Origin of the sequence: Pseudomonas sp. NS1(2017), assembly GCF_002269425.1 — a bacterium.
GTDB classification, from domain to species: domain Bacteria; phylum Pseudomonadota; class Gammaproteobacteria; order Pseudomonadales; family Pseudomonadaceae; genus Aquipseudomonas; species Aquipseudomonas reactans.
On the sequence record NZ_CP022960.1, the window covers coordinates 2,872,346 to 2,893,018 of the forward strand.

Sequence of the window (20,673 nt, forward strand, 5' to 3'; positions counted from 1 at the left end):
CACAAAACCCCAACCGGGTGACTGGTTGGGGTTTTTGGTTTTATGGGCGGCGGCCAGGTTAAAAGCAAAAAACGCAGGCAATAAAAAACCGCCTTAGTAGGGCGGTTTTTTATTGCATACCCAACTATCGGCTGGGGATGCGACTCAAAGATGCATTGACCTGCAGCCCGATATTACCCCTGGTCATACTGTCATGCAAGGTTGGGAGATAGTCCACGAGGGCAATTCCTGCAGCTTTTCTGTTTTTGATTCCACTGCAAAAACTTGCAATAGATCTCACAAGAGTACTGGATATTTGACCACTGTTCGTCACACCTTCATTCGGGATATCCGTTAGGCTCTTCCCTGTTCTACATTTGTTGCTTTTAGGTGAGCCGGGTACGCGCGCGAATTTTTGGACTGACCGCCACGGGCTAGTAATCCGTGCCGGATTCACGCGGAAGGCCCATCAACCCGGCCGCCTCAAAGATGCATTGACCTGCATCCAAAGGCCACGTGTTCCGGTAAGTGTGCTGGAGGTAGGCCCAACGTAATGGGGCCGAGTATGTCGAAGTTTGCACGACGTATGTGGAACCTCGTAGTGAACTGCCTGCGTGCTTATCACGTATGGAAGTTCCTGCGAGACAGCTTCGATGACCTGTAAGGTCTGAGAAGCGGAGCCGCCTCGGTCAAGCCGAGGCGGCTTTTTGGTTTTCGGTCTGTCAGTTCAACCCTGAAGCGTGGCCTTCTTACGACTCGCCATCGCCGTCACCGCATAACCAATACACGCCGCCAGAATCGATCCCGTCAAAATCCCCATTCGGTCCTCACCCGCAAACTCACTGGCACCCGGCACAAACGCGAGCGAACCGACAAACAGGCTCATGGTAAAGCCGATCCCACACAGGATCGCCACACCAAACACCTGCCCCCAATTCGCGCCGCTGGGCAGGGAGGCAAGGCCGGTCTTGATGGCCAGCCAGGTGAGGCCAAATACACCCACGGTCTTGCCGATCAGCAGGCCAGCGGCGATGCCCATGGGCACGTGGTGGGTGAAGCTTTCCAGGCTGACGCCGGTCAGGGACACACCGGCATTGGCGAAGGCGAACAGCGGCAAGATGCCGTAGGCCACCCACGGGTGCAAGGCGTGTTCCAGCGTAAGCAGTGGCGAGGGTTCGGCGTTTTTGGTGCGCATCGGGATGCAGAAGGCCAACGTCACACCGGCCAGCGTCGCGTGGACACCACTCTTGAGTACGCACACCCACAGGATCAGCCCTATGATCAGGTACGGCCCGAGCTTGATGACGCCCAGGCGGTTCATGGCAATCAAGGCAATCAAGCAGGCACCCGCGCCCGCCAGGGCAGCGCCGGACAGGTCGGCGGAATAGAACACGGCAATCACGATGATCGCCCCCAAGTCGTCAATGATTGCCAGGGTCATCAGGAACAGCTTCAGCGACACCGGCACACGCTTGCCCAGCAAGGCCAGCACGCCCAATGCGAAGGCGATGTCGGTGGCCATGGGGATCGCCCAGCCGGAGAGTGCGGCAGGGTAGTCCTTGTTGATCGCCCAGTAGATCAGCGCCGGCACGACCATGCCGCCGATAGCGGCTGCGCCTGGCAGGACCACTTGCGAGGGCTTGGACAGGTGGCCGTCGAGCAACTCGCGCTTGACCTCCAGGCCGATCAGCAGGAAGAACAGGGCCATCAGGCCGTCGTTGATCCACAGCAAGGCCGGCTTGGCGATTTTCAACGCGCCGATCTGCGCCACCACCGGTACGTCGAGAAACGCAGCGTACAGGTGCGACAAAGGTGAATTGTTGATGATCAACGCCAAGGCGGCAGCCGCGATCAACAACAGACCGCTGGCGGCTTCCAGCTGGAAGAAACGGGTAAAAGTGCTACGCAGAGGCAAGGGATGCTCTCCAATCCAGATTCAATAGGTGGGTACCCTAACCCGTACCGTTAGTTGTTAAAACAAAAGTTATATTCTTATTTGTTATAAGCAGCTGTTTGGCATGACGCTGCGCCTAAGCCTAGCAATTGTGTGTCCGATTGAGTCGGTACTGTATCTGTGTGAGGCGTAGGAAACCCCCTAAAATCAGGGCTTACACCTTCAGAGAAACCCTCCATGAGCGACCACCGTCCCTGGGCCCGCGAAGCCATTCGCATTATTGAAGCCGACTTCCAGCGCAGCGCCGACACGCACCTGATCCCGTTGCCGTTGCCGGGGTTGCCGGGTATCGAGTTGTACTTCAAGGATGAGTCCAGCCACCCCACTGGCAGTCTCAAACACCGACTTGCCCGGTCGCTGTTTCTCTACGCGCTGTGTAACGGTTGGCTCAAGCCGGGCGCGCCGGTGATCGAGGCCTCCAGCGGTTCGACGGCAATTTCCGAAGCCTACTTCGCGCGTTTGCTTGGTTTGCCGTTTATTGCGGTGATGCCGGCCACCACCTCCCAGGAAAAGATCGCGCAGATTGCCTTTTACGGTGGCAAGAGCCACCTGGTTCAGGATCCCACGCAGATCTACGCCGAATCCGAACGCCTGGCGCGGGAAAGTGGCGGTCACTTCATGGACCAGTTCACCTACGCCGAGCGGGCCACCGACTGGCGGGCGAACAACAACATCGCTGAGTCGATCTTCCAGCAGATGCGCTTCGAGCAGCATCCGGAACCGAGCTGGTTGATCTCCAGCCCCGGCACTGGCGGCACCACCGCGACCCTCGGTCGTTATGTGCGTTATCGCCAGCATTGCACCCGCGTGTTGTGTGCCGATGCCGAGCGTTCGGTGTTCTTTGATTTCTACCAGAGTGGCGATGCCAGCTTGCGCCTGGACTGTGGTTCGCGCATCGAAGGCATTGGCCGGCCACGGGTCGAGGCGTCGTTTCTGCCCAAGGTGATCGATGCGATGGTCAAGGTGCCGGATGCGCTGTCGCTGGCGGCCATGCACTACCTGGCCGAGCGGTTGGGGCGGCGGGTCGGTGGTTCCAGCGGGACCAACCTGATCGGCGCTTTGGTGGCGGCGCAGCAGATGAAAGCGGCGGGGGAGTCGGGTTCGATCGTGGCGATCTTGTGTGATGGCGGTGAACGCTACGCCACGACTTACTACGATCAGACGTGGTTGGCAGGGCAGGGGTATGTGTTGGACGACTTGATTGCGGCCGTTGCGGCCAGTGTCGAGCGGGGCGAACCGTTGCCGGACAGCATCCTGCGCGCGAATATCTGACACCCGGCAAAAACCAGTGTGGGAGCTGGCTTGCCTGCGATAGCGTCCTCAAGATCGCCATCGCCGGCAAGCCGGGCTCCTACAAGGGAACGTGTCAGGCCTCGATGCCCAACATGTCCCGTGCCAACGCCTCGGCAATCCGAATCCCATCCACGCCCGCCGACAGAATCCCACCGGCATAACCGGCACCTTCCCCGGCCGGGAACAGGCCTTTCACGTTCAGGCTCTGCATCGATTCGTTACGGGTGATCCGCAGCGGAGACGAGGTGCGCGTCTCAATACCGGTCAACACCGCGTCGTGCAGCGAATAACCCTTGATCTGCTTTTCGAACGCGGGCAGGGCTTCACGGATCGCTTCAATGGCAAAATCCGGCAAGGCCAGCGCCAAGTCGCCCAGGGACACGCCAGGCTTGTAGGAGGGTTCCACACTGCCGATCACCGTGGACGGCTTGCCCGCGATGAAGTCACCCACCAGTTGCGCCGGCGCCTCGTAGTTGCTGCCGCCGAGGACATAGGCGTGGGATTCCAGGCGTTCCTGTAGCTCGATACCCGCCAACGGACCACCCGGGTAATCCACCTCAGGCGTGATACCGACCACGATGCCGGAGTTGGCATTGCGCTCGTTACGCGAGTACTGACTCATGCCGTTGGTGACGACACGGCCCGGCTCGGAAGTCGCCGCGACCACGGTGCCGCCGGGGCACATGCAGAAGCTGTAGACCGAGCGGCCGTTCTTGGCGTGGTGCACCAGCTTGTAGTCGGCGGCGCCAAGTTTTGGGTGGCCGGCGTATTTGCCCAGTCGCGCAGCGTCGATCAAGGATTGTGGGTGTTCGATACGGAAACCCACCGAGAACGGCTTGGCTTCCATGTACACACCACGGCCGTGGAGCATGCGGAAGGTGTCGCGCGCGCTGTGGCCCAGGGCCAGGATCACGTGCTTGGACAGGATCTGCTCGCCGCCATCGATGACCACGCCGTTCAACTGGCCATCTTCGATCAACACGTCGGTCACGCGCTGCTCGAAGCGCACTTCACCGCCGAGAGCGATGATCTGCTCGCGCATGTTCTCTACCACGCCGGTCAGGCGGAACGTACCGATGTGCGGTTTGCTGACGTAAAGGATCTCTTCCGGCGCACCGGCCTTGACGAACTCGTGCAGGACTTTGCGGCCGTGGAATTTCGGGTCCTTGATCTGGCTGTACAGCTTGCCGTCGGAAAAGGTCCCGGCGCCGCCCTCACCGAACTGCACGTTGGACTCGGGGTTGAGCACGCTTTTGCGCCACAGGCCCCAGGTATCCTTGGTGCGCTGGCGCACTTCCTTACCGCGTTCGAGGATGATCGGCTTGAAGCCCATCTGCGCCAACAACAAGCCGGCGAAGATCCCGCACGGGCCGAAACCCACTACGATCGGCCGCTCCGTCAGGCCTTGCGGCGCCTGGCCCACGACTTTGTAGCTGACATCCGGCGCCGGGTTGACGTTGCGGTCATCGGCAAACTTGAGCAGCAGGGCGGCCTCACCCTTCACGTTCAAGTCGATGGTGTAGATGAAGCACAGCTCCGAGGATTTCTTGCGGGCGTCGTAGCTACGCTTGAACAGGGTGAAATCGAGCAAGTCATCACTGGCGATGCCCAGGCGCTGCACGATGGCGGGCCGTAGGTCTTCTTCGGGATGGTCGATGGGCAGCTTGAGTTCGGTGATTCGTAACATGACAGGATCCGGTAGGCGGCGGGCTCGGAGGCCGGCTGTTTTGCAAACCGGCGATTATAAGCCCCAATGGCGGTTTCCCGTCATGTTAAAACAGCACGACGTGACGTCAGTCGTCGCGCGAGCCGCCGAACGATGCGCAGCCGCGCTGCACCTGGCCGTTGACGCGCAGCTCGGCGGTCATGTGTTGCAGGCTGCCGCTGACCGGGTCGACGCAACGCTGCGGGGCGACCCACAATTCCACGTGCTGGTTGTTGGCTTCGGTCATCAGGTTGAAGCGGCCGTCGCCGATTTGCTCTTCCACATAGGGCACCGCCAATGGCGGCTGGCCTTCGCGTTCCAGCACCAGGCCCTTGGCGGTGACATTCATCACCCAGGTCGGCTTGTGGCCGTTGGCGCGCAGGATCATGCGCTTGAAGTCCGGGTCGTCGCAGGCCGAGGTCGAGCGCTCGACGCGGTAGAGCTGTTGCAGGTCGACGCTACCCTGAGTGCCGCTGGCAACCCCGGAAAACTTGCCGCGCAGGTCGGCAAACAACGCACCTTGCTGGCCGGCCAGAGAGGCGGCTTCCTGCAGGATGCTGGTGCCGCCGGTGTCATTGACCACGTAGTTGCGTTTGTCGCCACACGGCTGGAACAGCAGCTTGCCGCCGACCGCCGTGAGTTCGCCCTGCATGCGGGTCAGCCCGGCGATAGAAGGCTTGGCCGGATCGTTATCGAACATCTGGCAGGCGCCAAACAGGGGAAACAAGGCAAGTAGAGCAAGGGTATGGGCGGCACGCATGATCGGGTCTCCAGGCAAGTGCCGCCACGTTACGCAGGCCTGCGTCGCACCACAACCCCGCCCGCCAGCTTCAGGCGATTCTGACAGACAGCCTGATCACCCCACGATAAAGGTCTGACCGGTTTGCAGGCCTTCCACGCTTTTTGCGTAGGCCAATGCCACGTCGGCGCCCGGAGCCGGTTTGTAGCCACGGAAGTACGGCGCGTAGCTGTCCATGGCTTCAAGCAGGACCGTCGGGCTCACGGAGTTGATACGCAACCCGCGCGGCAACTCGATTGCCGCGGCTTTGACGAAGGCATCAAGTGCGCCGTTGACCAGCGCCGCCGAGGCGCCGGTGCGGATCGGGTCGCGGTTCAGAATGCCACTGGTGAAGGTGAACGAGGCGCCATCATTGGCGTAATCGCGGCCGATCAGCAGCAGGTTGACCTGACCCATCAGTTTGTCACGCAGGCCCAGTTCGAAATCGCTTTCAGTCATGTCGCCCAAGGGTACGAAGTTCACGCTGCCCGCCGCACAGACCAGGGCATCGAACTTGCCGGTCTGCTCGAACAGTTTGCGGATCGACGCGCTGTCGCTGATATCCACCTGGAAGTCGCCGCTGTTGCGGCCGATGCTGACCACGTCGTGACGCTGAGCCAGTTCTGCCTTGACTGCCGAACCGACAGTGCCGCTGGCGCCAATCAATAGGATTTTCATGATGCTGTTCCTCCAGGGGTAAGTGAGGGTTCAGTCTAGAGTGGCTTTTTCTGTGGATAAACGCACTAATAGGCAACCTTTGGTTTTCAAATGGAAACAATCCATGAGCGAGATGGATGACCTGGCGGCCTTCGCCGTGCTGATCGAAGCCGGTAGTTTTACCGTGGCCGCTGAGCAACTGGGCTGCAGCAAAGGGCAGTTGTCCAAGCGGATCAGCCAGTTGGAAGCACAGTTTTCCGTGGTGCTGCTGCACCGCACCACGCGAAAGCTCAGCCTGACCGCGGCCGGCGCAGCGTTGCTGCCCCAAGCCCAGGCATTGGTGGTGCAGGTGGATCGGGCGCGACAGGCATTGGCCCGGCTCAAGGACGACCTGGCGGGGCCGGTGCGCATGACGGTGCCGGTGTCGTTGGGCGAGACTTTCTTCGACGGATTGTTGCTGGAGTTTTCCAAGCAATATCCACACGTGCAGATCGAGCTGGAGCTCAACAACAGCTACCGCGACCTGGCGCGGGATGGCTTTGACCTTGGCGTACGCTCAGGCGCGATCGAGAACGAGCGCCTGGTCGCCAAGCCATTGCTGGCCTGGCATGAGATGACCTGCGCCAGTCCGGCCTACCTTGAGCAGTATGGCGGGCCCCAAACGCCAGCCGATCTGGCCACTCACACCTGCCTGCTCAACAGCCATTACAGCGGTCGTGAAGAGTGGCTGTACCACCAGCAGCACGAATTGCTGCGGGTGCGGGTCAGCGGCACATTTGCCTCCAACCACTACAACCTGTTGAAAAAGGCCGCGCTGGTGGGTGCCGGTATCGCGCGGCTGCCGTCCTATGTGCTTCCTGCAGAATTGGCTGACGGCCGCTTGCGCTGGCTGCTGCGCGATTATCAGACGCGGAGCATGCCGATGTACCTGGTGCATCCTTATCAGGGCGGTTTGCCGCGCCGCACCCAAGTGTTGGCCGACTACCTGGTGGATTGGTTCAAGCGCAGCGGCGAGGCGCTGGATCGGCTTTAAGCGCAGCGACGGGCGATCAGATGATCGATGGACAGACGTCCCGGCCCTTTGGCCACAAGCAGCAATAGCAACGCGATCCAGGTGCCATGAGTCGGGTAGGCGTCCGGGTAGACGAACAGCTGGATCACCAGGGTCATACCGATCAGGGCCAAGGCCGAGAAACGTGTAGCGAAGCCCACCAGGATCAACACCGGGAAAAAGTGCTCGGCAAATGCCGCCATGTGCGCCGCGATTTCCGGTGACAGCAACGGCACGTGGTATTCGCTGCGAAACAACGGCAATGTCGAGGCGGCTAATTTAGGCTCGCCGAGCTGGAAGGTGCCGCTGATCAAATCAATCGCGAAACCTTCGACTTTGGTTTGCCCGGATTTCCAAAACACAGCTGCAATGGAAAAACGCGCGAGAAAGGCGATCAGGCTGTAAGGAACTTGTTCGAAAAGTGCGATGACCCGACTGATCAGGCACGACGGGCGAGTACTCATGGCGATACCTTTTGTTCTGGATGTAAATGAGTGATGGCGTTGTGGCTGATCAGCAGCGTCAGGCATTGATGCAGGTCGAACTCGGCTGACGCTTCAAGCGCCTGTTCCACGGCTTTTTCCAAGGGCGTGCCATGGGCCAGGCTGTCGATAAACGCGACCGCGCCGTGGTCGATAGCAAAGACCTGAACCTCCAGGCCCTGACGCATGACCAGCGCACCCTGGGCGTGCCAGGGATTCAGCGTGGCCAGGCCACCTTCGATCTGATGCGCGGCCCAGATGGCCACCACCGCATAGGTGGAATTCAACGTGGAAAGGGAGGGATGCAGTTGCAGGCGTAACGTCCCCAGGTCAGCCTGGCCTTGCAGGGTCTGGAGAACCGTCTGCTGGTCCAGAGGCTGGGTATCCGCGGCGTGATAGGCACGCACACGCAAGCGTTCCAGCCGTGCGACATCGGCCAGGTAGGGCACGCTGGCGGCAGGCTCGAAGTCCTGGATAAACGCCGCGAACGCACTGCCATACTCGCTGATCAATGGGCTGGCGGGTGGGCAAGCCTGCACAAACAGGCCAGCCATGGCGCGAAAGAATTCGTCGCCGACCAGTTGCAGTGTCACGGGGTAGGCCGCCACCAATGCGTTGATCAACGAACTGTGCACATTGTTGCGATACACCACAAAGCGGCTGGCAGGGTCGGCGCCGTTGCTGCTGAACAGGCCATCGGGGCAGGACAGGTCCGGCGCCAATAATGCCTCGGCAAAATCGTCATGCAGGCTCATGGGGTCACCTGCGACAGATGCCAGTCGGCCTGTTGAGCCTCGGCCAGCAGTACGCCGAACGCTGGCACCTGGTTATCTCGCTCGATCAGGGTCGCCACTGAACCGACCTGCGCCAGTACTTTTTCGTACAACTGCCACACGGCGTTGTCGATAGGTGCGCCGTGATCATCGATCAGCAGGCGATCACCGAGGCTGTCGGTGTCTTCGGCAAAACCGGCCAGATGCATCTCGCCCACCGCGTGCAACGGCAAGGCATCGATGTAGGCAAGTGGATCTCGCTGGTGGTTGATGCACGATACATAGACGTTGTTCACGTCCAGCAGCAAACCACAGCCGGTGCGGCGAATGATTTCGCTGATGAAGTCGGTCTCGTCCAGGGTTGAGCGCTGGAATTGCAGATAAGTCGACGGGTTTTCCAGCAGCATCGGGCGCTTGAGGGTGCTCTGCACTTGGTCAACGTGTTCGCATACCCGTTGCAGGGTCGCGCTGTCGTAAGCCAGGGGCAGCAGGTCATTGAGGAACACCGGGCCGTGGCTTGACCAGGCCAGGTGTTCGGAAAAAGAGTGGGGTTGATAGCGTTCGATCAGCGCGGCCAACCGTGCCAGATGGCCACGGTCCAGCGGGCCTTCGCCGCCGATGGACAGGCCTACGCCGTGCAAGGACAGCGGATACTGTTCGCGGATCAACCCCAGGTAATGATGAAACGGGCCGCCGGCCACCATGTAGTTCTCGGCGTGCACTTCAAAAAAACCGATGTCGGGCGAGGTCTCCAGCACTTCAAGGAAATGCTCATGCTTGAGCCCCAGCCCGGCCCGGCGTGGGAGGCCGGGCGCCTGAGCCTGGGAGACGGCTTGCAGGGATGAAAGAGTCATCATCAGTACTCAGGTTTTGCGAGGTTTCAGGACTTGGCGGTGAAGGCTGCTTCCTGGCCGAAACCGGTCGGCGAGGTGGAGCTTGGGGTCTTGAGGCAGGTGCCGGCCGGGACCAGTTTCCAGGCGTTGGCCTGATCCTTGGTTTTTGAAGTGCCGGCGCAGGAAGTACCAGCACCTGCGGCGCAATCGTTCTTGCCGGCTTCAGCGACGCCGAAGCATTTCTGCATGTCGTCGGCAGCGTGGGCGGTGGTAGCCAGGGTGGACAGGCTCAGGGCGGAACCGAGGGCCAGGACGAGGGTGGCGGCGGACAGTTTGGTAGTCATGGTGTATCTCCAGCAGTGGGTTGAGAGGGCGGGCTTGAATGCCTGCTTGTACCACTAGAGAGCGTGGGTGGGAATTCGTTACAGGTCATCAAAAAAACTCTGAATAAAAAAAGGGGAGTCGGTTTCCCGTCTCCCCTTGTGTCCAGCATCCGTGGGCTTTTTCAGCCGCCCAAGTACGCCTCACGCACCTTCGGATCGGTCAGCAACTGCTCGCCAGTGCCTTGCATCACCACCCGGCCGTTTTCCAGCACATAGGCACGGTCAGCGATCTTCAAGGCCTGGTTGGCGTTCTGCTCCACCAGGAACACCGTCACACCGTCCTTGCGCAGTTGTTCGATGATGTCGAAGATCTGCTGGATGATGATCGGTGCCAGGCCCAGGGAGGGTTCGTCCAGCAGCAACAGCTTGGGTTTGCTCATCAGCGCCCGGCCGATGGCGAGCATTTGCTGCTCACCGCCGGACATGGTGCCGCCGCGCTGGCTGAAGCGCTCCTTGAGCCGGGGGAACAGGTGCAGCACCTTATCCATCTGCTCCTGGTAATCGCCCTTGTCGGTGAAGAACCCGCCCATGGCCAGGTTCTCCTCCACGGTCAGGCGTGAGAACACACGACGGCCTTCGGGCACCACCGCAATGCTCTTGCGCATGATCTGCGACGACTGCTGGCCCACCAGTTCTTCACCCATGTAGCGGATACTGCCACTGTAGGCCTGGGGCGAACCGCACAGGGTCATCAACAGGGTCGATTTGCCGGCACCGTTGGCGCCGATCAGCGTGACGATCTCACCCTGGCGCACTTCGACGTTGACGCTGTGCAGGGCCTGGATCTTGCCGTAAAAAGTGGAAACGTTTTCGAATTGCAGCATTTTACGCTTCCCCCAAATAGGCTTTGATCACTTCAGGATTGTCGCGGATCTGCTCCGGCGTCCCGTCGGCCAGAGGCGTGCCCTGGTTGATCACCACGATGTGGTCGGAAATGCTCATGACCAGTTTCATGTCGTGTTCGATCAACAACACGGTGGCGTTGTTTTCTTCACGCAACACGCTGATCAGCGCCTTGAGGTCTTCGGTTTCCTTGGGGTTCAGGCCGGCGGCTGGTTCGTCGAGCATGAGGATCCGCGGACGGGTCATCATGCAGCGGGCGATTTCCAGGCGACGTTGCTGACCGTAGGCCAGGGTGCCGGCCGGGCGGTTGGCGAACTCGGTGAGGTTGACCTTGTCCAGCCAGTACTCGGCGTATTCCATGGCCTCGCGTTCGCTCTTGCGGAACGCCGGGGTCTTGAACAGGCCCGCGAAGAAGTTGGTGTTCAGGTGACGGTGCTGGGCAATCAGCAGGTTTTCCACCGCCGTCATGTCCTTGAACAACCGCACGTTCTGGAAGGTCCGCACCACGCCCTTGCGGGCGATCTCGTGACCGGCCAGGCCCTGGATCGGCTGGCCGTCCAGCAGGATGCTGCCACCGCTCGGCTTGTAGAAACCGGTGAGGCAGTTGAACACCGTGGTCTTGCCGGCACCGTTGGGGCCGATCAACGCTACGACTTGTTTCTCTTTCACGGTCAGGGCCACGCCGTTGACCGCCAGCAAGCCGCCGAAGCGCATGCTCAAGTTTTCGACTTTCAGGATCTCGCGGCTCATTTGCGCAGCTCCATATGGGGACGTTGCATGGGCAGCAGGCCTTGAGGACGCCAGATCATCATCAGCACCATCATGGCGCCGAACATCAACATGCGGTATTCGCTGAACTCACGCATCATTTCCGGCAGCAGGATCATCACGATCGCCGCCAGGATCACGCCCAGTTGCGAGCCCATGCCACCCAGTACCACGATGGCGAGGATGATCGCCGACTCGATGAAGGTGAACGACTCCGGCGTCACCAGGCCTTGGCGAGCGGCGAAGAAGCTGCCAGCGAAACCGGCGAAGGTTGCCCCGAGGGTGAAGGCCGAAAGCTTGATGACTGTCGGGTTCATGCCCAGAGCACGGCAGGCGATTTCATCTTCGCGCAGCGCTTCCCACGCACGGCCGATCGGCATGCGCAGCAGGCGGTTGATCACGAACAGGGCGGCCAATGCCAGCAACAGCGCCACCAGGTACAGGAACACCACTTTGCTCACCGGGTTGTAGTTGATCCCGAAGTATTCGTGGAACGTCTGCATGCCTTCTGCGGCGCTACGGTCGAACGTCAGGCCGAAGAACGTCGGCTTGGGGATGCTGCTGATACCGTTTGGGCCGCCGGTGATATCGGTGAGGTTACGCAGGAACAGACGGATGATTTCACCGAAGCCCAGGGTCACGATCGCCAGGTAGTCACCGCGCAAACGCAGCACCGGGAAGCCCAGCAGGAAGCCGAAAGTGGCCGCCGCCATGCCCGCCAAGGGCAGGCAGATCCAGAAGCCCCAACCCAGGTAGTGCGAGAGCAGCGCGTAGGTGTAGGCACCCACGGCGTAAAAGCCCACGTAACCCAGGTCGAGCAAGCCGGCCAGGCCGACCACGATGTTCAGGCCAAGGCCCAGCAACACGTAGATCAGGATCAGGGTGGCGATATCGACCGCACCGCGCGAGCCGAAGAACGGCCAGATCAACGCGGCCACGATCAGGCCGATGATGATGTAGCGCTGGGTGCGCGGCAGGGTCAGGAATTGGCTGACCCTGGGCGATACCAACGGGCCACGGTTGCCCTTGAACAGGGCGCCGACCTGCTGGGTGAACAGCACGCGCAGGAACATCAGCACCGAGCACAGGGCGATGATGGTCAGGGTCACGGGACCGGTGCCATGCACTTCCAGGTTGATGCCGACAATGCTCAGCTTGAGGCCGAGCACGGGGAACGCAACCGCCCACACCAACAGCGCGCTGAAAAACGCCGATTTAAGATATCTGCTCATACTTTCTCAACCTCCGGGCGGCCCAAAATGCCGGTCGGACGGAACAACAGCACCAGAACCAACAGGCCGAACGCCACGACGTCCTTGTACTGGTCGCCGAAGATATCGGCGCCAAAGGCTTCGGCCACACCCAGCACCAGGCCACCGAGCATCGCGCCCGGGATACTGCCGATGCCGCCCAAAACCGCCGCGGTAAAGGCCTTGAGGCCTACCAGGAAACCGGCGTTGGGGTTGATCACGCCGTACTGCATGCTCAGCAGCACCGCCGCAACGGCAGCCAGTGCGGCACCGATCACGAAGGTCAGGGCGATGATGTTGTTGGTGTTGATACCCAGCAGGTTGGCCATCTTGATGTCTTCGGCGCAAGCCCGGCAGGCGCGCCCCAGACGGGAGCGGGAGATGAACAGGGTCAGGCCGAGCATCGCCACCAGGGTGACGACGAAGACCAGGATCTGCATGTACGAAATCAGCACTTCTTGTGCGCCGCCTGGGCCGAAGGAGATGCTCCCCGGGATCAGGTTGGGAATGGACTTGTCCTTGGAGTCCTGGGACAGCAATACGGTGTTCTGCAGGAAAATCGACATGCCGATGGCGGAAATCAGTGGGATCAAACGGTTGCTGCCACGCAAGGGACGGTAGGCAACACGCTCGATACTGTAGCCATAGGCACTGGTCACGACGATCGACGCCAGGAACGCGGCGGTCATCAACAGCGGCAGGGAGTGGATACCCATCATGGCCAACCCGGCAAGGGCGATAAAGGCCACGTAGGAACCAATCATGTACACCTCGCCATGGGCGAAGTTGATCATTCCAATGATGCCGTAAACCATTGTGTAGCCAATGGCTATCAAGGCATAGGTGCTGCCAATGGTCAGGCCATTAACCAGCTGTTGGAAAAAATGATAGATCTCAGGCATTACAGCGCTCCTAAAAACCCGATACGCATTTCACTGGTGGAGTCATTTCCGGCTCGGTGCCCTGTTCTGTGACCAGGTTGCACAAAGCGTTTGCCAGCGAACCGCTGGTGACGGTTTTAAGATTTTCAGGTGAGCCAGCGCCCGGATCGCGGGTGACAGGCCCATAAACCTCGTAAAACAAAGCCCACTGCTCTCACAGTGGGCTTGTTGGACCAGTAACGCCTGGCTTACTGAGGGGAAACTTCGGTTTTTGGTTTACCGAAGTGCCATTCGTAGACCACGAACTTGAAGTCCTTCAGGTCGCCCTTGGCGTCGAAGCTCAGCTCGCCTGTAGGAGTCTTGAAGGTACCAGCGTGGATAGCCGCAGCCACTTTGGCGGTGTCTTCGCTCTTCGCTGCGGCGATACCGCCAGCGATCACTTCAACTGCCGAGTAAGCCGGGAACACGAACGGGCCGCTTGGGTCTTTCTTGTCTGCTACGAGAGCATCAACGATGGCTTTGTTTGCAGGGTCTGCGTCGAAGGATTTCGGCAGGGTCACCAGCAGGCCTTCGGAAGCGCCCTGGGCGATTTGCGAGATGGAGTCGTTGCCGACGCCTTCCGGGCCCATGAACTTGGCGTTCAGGCCTTTTTCCTTGGCTTGGCGCAGGATCAGGCCCAGCTCAGGGTGGTAGCCGCCGTAGTAGACGAAGTCGACGTTGGCTTGCTTGAGCTTCTGGATGATCGAGGAGAAGTCTTTGTCGCCGGCGTTAAGGCCTTCGAAGACAGCAACCTTGGTGCCTTTCTTCTCGAGGGTCTGTTTAACGGCGGTGGCGATGCCTTCACCGTATTGCTGCTTGTCGTGCAGTACGGCAACGATCTTCGGCTTCACGTGGTCGGCGATGTAGTTGCCGGCGGCTGGGCCCTGGGCGCTGTCCAGGCCGATGGTGCGGAAGATCAGCTTGTAGCCACGGGCGGTGATTTCCGGGCTGGTGGCAGCCGGGGTAATCATGATCACGCCTTCGTCTTCATAGATGTCGGAGGCAGGTTGAGTGGAGCTGGAGCAGAGGTGGCCGACCACGAACTTGACGCCGTCGTTGACCACTTTGTTGGCGACGGCAACGGCTTGTTTAGGATCGCAAGCGTCGTCGTATTCCTTGGCCTCAAGCATCTTGCCGTCTACGCCGCCCTTGGCGTTGATGTCGGCGATGGCTTGCTTGGCACCCATGAATTGCATGTCGCCGTATTGCGTCACTGGACCGGTCTTAGGACCTGCAATACCGATCTTGATGGTGTCGGCTGCGAACGAATGGCCGGCAACCCCAGCCAGGACCATAGCGGCAAACAGTTTGGAAATCTGCTTAGTAGCCTTATTCATAGTGCTCCACTCTTACTGTTGTATTTTTTATAGTTCTAGCGGCCTTGTGAGCTGCAGAACCGGATCGGATATCTCGGATATCCCCCCGGCAGTGCCCTGGCAACTGTACCGGTACAGTGTAGAGCGCCGGTTGATCGCTTGAAAAGCTGGCTGCTGGGGGCAAAACCCGGGTATGTCGCTTAAATGAAAGAAAAAGACAGAATTGCGGCGGGGTGATGCCAGAGTTTCGGGCAATCCTTGGCTTTCCTGACACTTTCTCTCGGTGACTCATTTGCAACTGGGTTTTTCTACCTGGGCCACGACGTTATGATTGCGCCGTTTTTTTACTCAGGTGAATTCCCATGACGCAAGAACCTAGCACCCTCTATGCCAAGCTGCTCGGTGAAACCGCCGAAATATCCTGGAAGGAGCTTGAGCCGTTCTTTGCCAAGGGTGCCCTATTGTGGGTCGATGGCGGCCTGGATTTGATCGAAGCCGCCGAGGGAATGGCCGAGGACAACCGCGACAAAGTCGCTGCCTGGCTGGCCTCTGGCAGCCTGGGCGAAGTGTCTGCGACGCGGGCGCTGGACCTGGTGGAGCGCGACCCGAGCCTGTGGGCGGTGGTGGTTTCACCATGGATTCTGATCCAGGAAAGGGCGGCGTAAGAAAAACCTGCACGAAAAAGGTGCGCGTTTTTTGCCGAGAGAAGTGTGTAGCGGAGTAACTGCTGAAGCGGTGATGGCATCTTGCCGTAGAGAAAGGTCACAGCCGAGGGTGACGTGCGCGTCACGGGAACAGTTGGGGCGGTGGTGAAATCACTGGGGAATTGTTTCCAGGTGTGCCAGGGCTATAGATATCTGTTGCCTGGGCTGTTGCCTTCGCGAGCAAGCCCGCTCCCACATTCGACCGCATTCCTACAGGATGCACACCGTCAAGTGTGGGAGCGGGCTTGCTCGCGAAGAGGGCGCTTCGGTCTAGGCGGTCTTGCCCGTGTGGTTATTCAACGAAATAACCTTGGTCTTGCCGATGCGGTGACGGTAGATCTCACGCAGGTACTTGATCGACTTCTTCACGCAATCCCGTGACAAGCGAATGTCATTGATCGACACGAACTTGTCTTTGTCGTTGATCAGCTCGCGGTACTTCTTCTCATACATCGGCTTGATCGCGTACCAGTTGGTATCGAGGATCTTCGCCGGGTTTTCGAACTCGTTGAGCAGCTCGTCGATACGGTCCTCGTCGAAGTCCTCGTGGATGATGAAATCCAGGATCGAGTTGTCCAGCGTGTCATCGAAGCGGTACGGGTTGCGCGCAAAGCAGCGTTTGATAAATGCCACGATCAGCGTAAGAAAGTCGTCCGACAGGCACGGGCTCTTGGCGATCAAGGTGGTCAGCGACAAGTTGGCCGAGGCACCGATCACCAGGGCATAGCGCTTGAGCGTGGTGTTGGGAAACAGGCTGTTGAGGTGGGTCTTGAGCCGGTTCAGGTCCATGTAGGACAGCTTGTAGTCCTTGGGCAACGAGACAATCGACACCACCGATGAACAGTTCTTGAAGAAGTGCAGGTCGTGCAACGCGGCTGCGTCGTAGCCCGAATTCTTGTACTGCTCCAGCGAGGCCTTGTATCGCTTGGACTCGATCGGCAGCAGGCTGATGCCTTCGATGGCCTGGGTGACCTTGTTGAAGTGCGGCAGGTCGATGGAGCGGAAGAACAGGTCATCGATGTTCAAGCGCTGCGGCTCTTTGTCGAACACCTTGAACTTGTCACTCGACGGCGCCGGGGTTTCCGGGACCACGGATTCTGCATAGGCAATCGCCACCGGGCCGGCCAGGCTCATGAACAGGTCGTTGGCATCCAGGCGGATGGTTTCGCCGATATCGATCCCGGCACGACGGAAGTAATTCTGGTCGTAGTCGGTGGTCACGGCCTGGGCGGTGAGGATGTTGAAGATCTGCTGGGAAATGTATTGGTTGGCGTGTTTTTCCATGGCATTGACGTCAATGTTCTGGATATTGCCGTCATCGCTTTCTTCGGCGTAACGCATGATGTCGTTGGAAATCAGCATCATCGCGTTCCACGGCCGGATACGCCCCTTCACGCTGGCTTCGCTGCTGTCTTCATTGGCGAAGTTGTACGAGAAATCCCATTCTTCCGACAGGTATTTGCACAGCAGTCGTCCGGCGTTGATGTGCAGCGCCTCGGACATTTCGCTGCGATGGTCGGAGATGTTCGGCAGCACGCAAATGCCGCTGGTGAAGATCGGTTCGAACACGAAGGCATGGCCGCTTTTGCTGTCGTGCTCGTCGGCGGGCTTGGTGTCGAACGTCTTGTTCATGTACGAGTGCTGCTGGGCCAGGCCGAACTCCGAGGCCATGCCCGAGCCGGTGCCGCCGCCGGCGCTGAAGATCGAGAAATACAGGCGCGACTGGTTCGCTTTGATGCCGCAAGAGTCGATCAGGTACGAATGGATCATCTTCCAGTCAGGGCTGGAAAAACGCTGGGTGTCTTTATTGAGGATGATCTTGGCCAGGTACTGGCCGAGGATCGGCGCGTTACCGGCACCACCGGCATGGACTTCCGACAGGTCCATGATTTTCATCTTGCTGTAGTCGCGCAAAAAGCCACTTTTTTCACCCTTGCGCGAGAAACGGATGCGCCCGGCGATGTCTTTGTCCAGGTCGCCGAGCATCACCAGCGGTTCCACCAGGAACACCGGTTTGCTGGCCTTGCCGCCGCCCAGGCGCAGGTTGTTGCGGATCCACTGGGCGGGGCTATAGCCCTTGTCTTGCGACTTGTCTTCGTTGCTGAATTCGTTCAGGTAGAACTTGCGCGCGTTGTACACCAGCTCGGCCACGTCCAGCGCAATGTTGGAACCGCAGCGGCCGAGGCCGATCAGGCAGACCGAGGGAAATTCCTGCTCGTTGCGCGGGTCGTTGTCGCCTTCCAGGTGGGGCGGGCGCGGGAACACCATATCGCGCAGGCCGTCGAGGTTGTCGAGGATGCGGTCGGTATTGGTTTCGGTGAAGTACAGGTATTGCTGGGTGGCCAGCGGGCGGGCGCTGCTCAATGACTTTGAACCTGAGGGCTTGTCCGCAGGAGCTGGGAGCAACACGTCGGATATCACGGTGGCAGAGTTATTTTTAGAAGTCATTGTGCGCCATGTGCCTGGGCGGATGGCTGAAAAGTATCAAAGGGCCATCACGGAATGGGAGTTCGCGACTTTACAGTGCGTCCTTGTCCTGGGCGAGTGGGCTAAACCCTAGTGTTTTCGGGGGAAAACCTGGCCGGACTCTGATGAATCGGCCGTTCGTCGGCGTTCTTTAGGCAAATGATGGCTAAATGCCAAAGTTTCGGCGTCAGCGAATTGGCCTGACGATGGACGTGGAGCCGCCTCGGTTTGGAGAAGGCTCTTTCGGCGAGTTGCTGTCCTTGGTGAGCACTCCGCTCGGTGAGTGGAGGGGGTTGCGCATGTTGATGCCTTGCATCACACCGATGATGTCGCTGGCCGGCACCGCCGGGCTCAGCAGGTAACCCTGGACGAAATCACAGCCATGCTTGTGCAGCAGCTCAAACTGGGCCTGGGTTTCGACGCCTTCGGTCACCACTTGCAAATGCAGGGTGTGGGCCATGCCGATCACCGCCTGGACGATCTCGATATCCGCAGTGGACTTGGGAATATCCTGGATAAACGAGCGGTCGATCTTCAGCGTGTTGAGTGGCAAGCGCTTGAGGTAAGCAAGGGACGAGTAGCCGGTGCCAAAGTCGTCGATGGCCAGCGACACGCCCAGCGCGCGGATCTGCCGCAACAACGCCAAGGTGCTGCTGATGTTGCCCATCAGGGCGTTTTCGGTGACTTCCAGCTCCAGGCGGTTGGCGCCGATCCCACTGAAGCGCAACGCGTCTTCGATTTCATCCGCCAACTCATCGCGGGCCAGGTTCAGGGCCGAGCAGTTCACGGCCATGGTCAGGTCGGTGTATCCCCGTTCCGACAACAGGCTCAGGTCATGACAGGCTTGGCGCAGTACCCAGTGGTCCAATTCGGCAATCAGGCCGTTGCTTTCGGCGATACCGATAAAGCGGTCCGGGGCCAGTAAGCCGTGCTGTGGATGTTGCCAGCGCACCAGGGCTTCCAGCCGCGTGACCTTGCCCAGTTTCATGTCGAAGATCGGTTGATAGAACAGCACCAGTTGGTTACGGGTGCGCAGGGCGCCGCGCAATTCTTCTTCCAGTTGCAGTTCGAGGAAGGCGCGGGTTTTCAGGTTGGAGCTGAAGAAGTTCAGGCTGTTGCGCCCGGCATCCTTGGATTGATACAGCGCCAGGTCGGCGGTTTTCAGCAGTTCTTCGCAGGTCAGGCCATCATCGGGGAACAGGCTGATGCCGATGCTGGTGGTCATCACCATGCGCCGGCCGGCCAGTTCGATGGGTTCTTTCATCTGTTGCATGATGCGCTGGGCCAGGTGCCGGGCTTCGTCACGGTGGTGGATGCTGATCAGGATGCAGAACTCATCGCCGCCAAACCGCGCGACCACATCGGCGTGGCTGCGCACCGAGCCTTTGATGTGCCCGGCCAGCACGGTGAGCAATTGGTCGCCGGCGTCATGCCCGAGGCTGTCGTTGATGCGTTTGAAGTGGTCGATATCGAGGAAAATCACCGCCATCATGCCGTGGGAGGCAGTTTTTTCGGCGAGCTTTTCCGCAAAGATCTGGTTGAAGCCGCGGCGGTTGAGCAGGCTGGTCAAGGCGTCGTAGTGGGCCACCTGTTGCAGCGAGGCGCGGGCCTGGTCCAGTTCGCTGAGCAGCGCATTGACCCGGCGCAGGTCACGTTCCTTGTGCTGCAGCTTCTTGTCGGCCAGTGCCGCGCTGATGCTGCTGCCGATCACCAGCAGCGTGATGACGGCCACCGACAGACCCAGTTGAATCGGGTTGTTGTCCAGTGGCAACGACAGGTCCGCCCCGGTCGGCACCATCAGGCGCATAGCGGCCATGCCGGTGAAGTGCATGCTCAGGATGCCGGCGCCGAGCACCAGGCTGGCGGCATATTTGAGCAACTGGTGGAACACCCCGGCGCCGTTGCGCAGGTAACTCGACAGCAGCAAGGCCGCCAGGCTGGCACCGATGGCAATGCCGATCGAGGCCAGGAACAGCCGCGTTTCGAAATACACCTGGGCCTGGGAGCGCATGGCCGACATGCCGACGTAATGCATCAAGGCGATGCCGATGCCCATCCAGACCGACGCCAGCAAATACTGGTGGAAGCGCAAGTGGGGGTGACTGAGGGTTTGCATGGCAATCAACGACGCGATCAGCGCGATCAGCAAGGACGCGAACGTCATGAACAGTTCGTAATGGATCGCAATCGGGGCCTGGAAGGCCAGCATGCTGATGAAATGGGTCGACCAGATCCCGCCTGCCAGGCAACCAGCACCGAGCCAGCGCCAATGGCGCTGCGCGGTAGGGTCTTCGACATGGCCGACGCGTTCGGCCATGTCCAGCGTGCCGAAACCCGCCGCGCACGCGACCAGATAGGCGAGCAGTACCAGGAAGGGGTTATGACTGCAATTGAGTAATAAGTGCCCGCTCTCTGGAAGCTCGGTAAAAAAATGCAGACCCAGCCATTCCATAGCATGTCCCGTCATAGCGTCACGTCACTGCCTACGGCGATGACCTATGGGGACGAGTGTAGACGT

18 protein-coding genes are annotated in these 20,673 nt (G+C 59.8%); 3 read left to right on the forward strand and 15 right to left on the reverse strand.

Annotation, left to right across the window (positions count from 1 at the left end; genetic code table 11):
• Window positions 1-706 precede the first annotated feature (706 nt).
• A complete protein-coding gene (nhaA, locus tag CI807_RS13555) occupies window positions 707-1,894 on the reverse strand; it encodes a Na+/H+ antiporter NhaA (RefSeq protein ID WP_095014994.1) in 1,188 nt (395 codons plus the stop codon).
• Window positions 1,895-2,110: 216 nt separating this feature from the next.
• Here nhaA and CI807_RS13560 point away from each other — a divergent pair, with 216 nt between their 5' ends.
• Entirely contained in the window at window positions 2,111-3,205 is a 1,095-nt protein-coding gene (locus tag CI807_RS13560; protein WP_095014995.1) for a PLP-dependent cysteine synthase family protein, read from the forward strand.
• Window positions 3,206-3,299: 94 nt separating this feature from the next.
• Here the strand turns inward: CI807_RS13560 and CI807_RS13565 are convergent, their stop codons facing one another.
• The 3 genes from CI807_RS13565 to CI807_RS13575 all read right to left on the reverse strand — a co-directional run bounded on the left by CI807_RS13565 (window position 3,300) and on the right by CI807_RS13575 (window position 6,387).
• Window positions 3,300-4,913 carry an NAD(P)/FAD-dependent oxidoreductase gene (locus CI807_RS13565; protein WP_095014996.1) on the reverse strand — a complete coding sequence of 538 codons (1,614 nt, stop codon included), beginning with the start codon at window positions 4,911-4,913 and terminating at the stop codon, window positions 3,300-3,302.
• A gap of 106 nt (window positions 4,914-5,019) precedes the next feature.
• Window positions 5,020-5,691, reverse strand: coding sequence for a COG3650 family protein (locus tag CI807_RS13570; protein WP_016975060.1), 672 nt, complete (start codon window positions 5,689-5,691; stop codon window positions 5,020-5,022).
• Between the two features lie 96 nt (window positions 5,692-5,787).
• Window positions 5,788-6,387 (reverse strand): short chain dehydrogenase, encoded by a 600-nt coding sequence (locus tag CI807_RS13575; RefSeq protein WP_095014997.1) that lies wholly within the window; start codon window positions 6,385-6,387, stop codon window positions 5,788-5,790.
• Window positions 6,388-6,490: 103 nt separating this feature from the next.
• On the opposite strand from CI807_RS13575, the gene CI807_RS13580 reads away from it, so the two are divergent.
• Window positions 6,491-7,399 carry a LysR family transcriptional regulator gene (locus tag CI807_RS13580; RefSeq protein WP_095014998.1) on the forward strand — a complete coding sequence of 303 codons (909 nt, stop codon included), beginning with the start codon at window positions 6,491-6,493 and terminating at the stop codon, window positions 7,397-7,399.
• On the opposite strand, the gene CI807_RS13585 is transcribed toward CI807_RS13580, so the two are convergent.
• The 9 genes from CI807_RS13585 to CI807_RS13625 form a co-directional block, all read right to left on the reverse strand.
• Complete coding sequence (locus tag CI807_RS13585; RefSeq protein WP_095014999.1) at window positions 7,396-7,881, reverse strand: DoxX family protein; 486 nt, start codon at window positions 7,879-7,881, stop codon at window positions 7,396-7,398. The genes CI807_RS13580 and CI807_RS13585 overlap by 4 nt on opposite strands.
• Window positions 7,878-8,654, reverse strand: a complete 777-nt coding sequence (locus CI807_RS13590) for a DUF2063 domain-containing protein (protein ID WP_095015000.1) — start codon at window positions 8,652-8,654, stop codon at window positions 7,878-7,880. Before CI807_RS13590 ends, CI807_RS13585 begins: the two co-directional genes overlap by 4 nt.
• Window positions 8,651-9,529 carry a DUF692 domain-containing protein gene (locus tag CI807_RS13595; RefSeq protein WP_095015001.1) on the reverse strand — a complete coding sequence of 293 codons (879 nt, stop codon included), beginning with the start codon at window positions 9,527-9,529 and terminating at the stop codon, window positions 8,651-8,653. Before CI807_RS13595 ends, CI807_RS13590 begins: the two co-directional genes overlap by 4 nt.
• Before the next feature lie 23 nt (window positions 9,530-9,552).
• Window positions 9,553-9,849 (reverse strand): DUF2282 domain-containing protein, encoded by a 297-nt coding sequence (locus tag CI807_RS13600; RefSeq protein WP_010212367.1) that lies wholly within the window; start codon window positions 9,847-9,849, stop codon window positions 9,553-9,555.
• Between the two features lie 161 nt (window positions 9,850-10,010).
• Window positions 10,011-10,712, reverse strand: a complete 702-nt coding sequence (locus CI807_RS13605) for an ABC transporter ATP-binding protein (protein ID WP_095015002.1) — start codon at window positions 10,710-10,712, stop codon at window positions 10,011-10,013.
• A 1-nt stretch (window position 10,713) separates the two neighbouring features.
• On the reverse strand, window positions 10,714-11,481 hold the full coding sequence (gene livG, locus CI807_RS13610; RefSeq protein ID WP_016975067.1) for a high-affinity branched-chain amino acid ABC transporter ATP-binding protein LivG: 768 nt from the start codon (window positions 11,479-11,481) through the stop codon (window positions 10,714-10,716).
• Complete coding sequence (locus CI807_RS13615) at window positions 11,478-12,731, reverse strand: high-affinity branched-chain amino acid ABC transporter permease LivM (protein ID WP_095015003.1); 1,254 nt, start codon at window positions 12,729-12,731, stop codon at window positions 11,478-11,480. The genes livG and CI807_RS13615 overlap by 4 nt, the downstream gene beginning before the upstream one ends.
• On the reverse strand, window positions 12,728-13,651 hold the full coding sequence (gene livH / locus CI807_RS13620; RefSeq protein ID WP_028619257.1) for a high-affinity branched-chain amino acid ABC transporter permease LivH: 924 nt from the start codon (window positions 13,649-13,651) through the stop codon (window positions 12,728-12,730). The genes CI807_RS13615 and livH overlap by 4 nt, the downstream gene beginning before the upstream one ends.
• A 227-nt stretch (window positions 13,652-13,878) precedes the next feature.
• Window positions 13,879-15,006 carry a branched-chain amino acid ABC transporter substrate-binding protein gene (locus tag CI807_RS13625; protein WP_095015004.1) on the reverse strand — a complete coding sequence of 376 codons (1,128 nt, stop codon included), beginning with the start codon at window positions 15,004-15,006 and terminating at the stop codon, window positions 13,879-13,881.
• A gap of 341 nt (window positions 15,007-15,347) precedes the next feature.
• Between CI807_RS13625 and CI807_RS13630 the strand changes: the two genes are divergently transcribed.
• Window positions 15,348-15,650: a DUF2288 domain-containing protein gene (locus CI807_RS13630; protein WP_095015005.1), complete on the forward strand. Its 303-nt coding sequence runs from the start codon at window positions 15,348-15,350 to the stop codon at window positions 15,648-15,650.
• 309 nt (window positions 15,651-15,959) lie between these two features.
• Here CI807_RS13630 and CI807_RS13635 read toward each other — a convergent pair whose 3' ends face one another.
• Window positions 15,960-18,137 carry a hypothetical protein gene (locus CI807_RS13635; protein WP_095015006.1) on the reverse strand — a complete coding sequence of 726 codons (2,178 nt, stop codon included), beginning with the start codon at window positions 18,135-18,137 and terminating at the stop codon, window positions 15,960-15,962.
• A 205-nt stretch (window positions 18,138-18,342) separates the two neighbouring features.
• A complete protein-coding gene (locus CI807_RS13640) occupies window positions 18,343-20,607 on the reverse strand; it encodes a bifunctional diguanylate cyclase/phosphodiesterase (protein WP_095015007.1) in 2,265 nt (754 codons plus the stop codon).
• Between the last annotated feature and the right edge of the window lie 66 nt (window positions 20,608-20,673).